This window comes from Actinoplanes sp. NPDC021490, assembly GCF_055562135.1.
This window is the reverse complement of sequence record NZ_JBVHFW010000050.1, coordinates 1-1,223: the sequence shown is the minus strand read 5'-3', so window position 1 is coordinate 1,223 and position 1,223 is coordinate 1. Positions and strand designations below refer to the sequence as shown.

The following is a 1,223-nucleotide window of genomic DNA, read 5'->3' as shown; positions in this document are numbered from 1 at the left end:
CTCTGTGCCGCGAACGCGAGTCGCCCCCGGGTTGTGGGGCCCGGGGCGACTGACGGGCGCTCAAATCGCCGTACAGGGGCGTTCTAGGCGGCGAACCCGATGTTGGTAACGTACTCGTACTGGCCCCACTGGGATCCGAGGTCGACGATGACGTCTTCCCAGGCGTCGTCCAGAACAGGCAGGGCCGAGGCCGGTCAGTCAGCTCTCCGGTCAGGTGCGGAAGCGGGAGAGCCAGCCGCCGGCCTTCTGCGCGGCGGCCTGTTCCTCGGCCTCCTGGCGCAGGCGTTCCTGCTCCTGGCGCTCGCGTTCCTCGGCTCGGGCCTTGGCCTGCTGCTTGGCCTCGGCTGTTACGGCCTGGTGCTGGCAGTGCTCGCACAGGTGCGGGTGTGACTGGCGCTTGCTCCAGTCACGGGTGTATTCGACGGCCTTCCAGCGGTCGTCGGTGAACTTCTGCCCGCAGTCCTTGCACACCGGCCGCCACGATTCCCGCCGTGCGGCTTCTTCCTCCTCGCGGCGCCGCTGCTCTTCTTGGGCGGCTTTGCGGCTGCGGGCGAGGTAGGCGTCCCGGCGGGAGTTGCCGATCGCCTTCAGCAGCGGCTCGCGGTGGTCGCGGCCGAAGCGCCAGAACGCGGGCCCGGCCGGGCCGTGCTCGCGCAGCAGGTCCAGTGTCGTCGCCACGACCGGGATACAGCGGTCGTAGGAGTGGAAACCGCCCTCGCGGTGCCACCGGCCCTGCCAGTGGTGGCGGGTGAGGTCGGCAACCCTGGCCATCTGGGTCTTGGCGGGGCGTTTGCCGACCTGGTGGAAGACGAGCAGGACCGGCGGGTGGACCCGCTCGTACTCCTCGGAGGCAGGGGCGGACCAGCGGGTGCGCCACAGCGGCTTCTCGGCGTTGTCGGTGTCCTTCTCCTGCCGCTGGAAGAACCGCGCCTACTTGTCGAACTTCGCGGCGATCAGGACGGCTTCCTCGGTGCAGTTGTCTGCCTCGATGAACAGCAGCGGCACCCCGGCCTCCGGCGCGGTCAGGACGATGTCGGCGCGGGCGCTGCCGATCGCGGGGTTCTTCCAGGTACCCTTCACCGGGAGCGCGACCTCGGTGGTGTAGGAGACGAGGGAGCCGATCCCGTCGGGCGCGTCAACGGCGGCCCGGGCGGCGGCGACCGCTTCGGCCGGCTCCCCGACGACCAGGTCGAGGTCGGGCTTCGGGCGGATCAGCGCGAGGA

The 1,223-nt window shown here is 70.6% G+C and carries 2 protein-coding genes; both read right to left on the bottom strand.

Going from position 1 to position 1,223, the window contains the following annotated elements; genetic code table 11:
• Positions 1-210: 210 nt before the first annotated feature.
• Positions 211-771, bottom strand: coding sequence for a hypothetical protein (locus ACZ3I4_RS47875; protein ID WP_465388850.1), 561 nt, complete (start codon positions 769-771; stop codon positions 211-213).
• Between the two features lie 159 nt (positions 772-930).
• On the bottom strand, positions 931-1,223 hold a 293-nt coding region (locus tag ACZ3I4_RS47870; RefSeq protein ID WP_465388849.1), incomplete at its 5' end, for a hypothetical protein.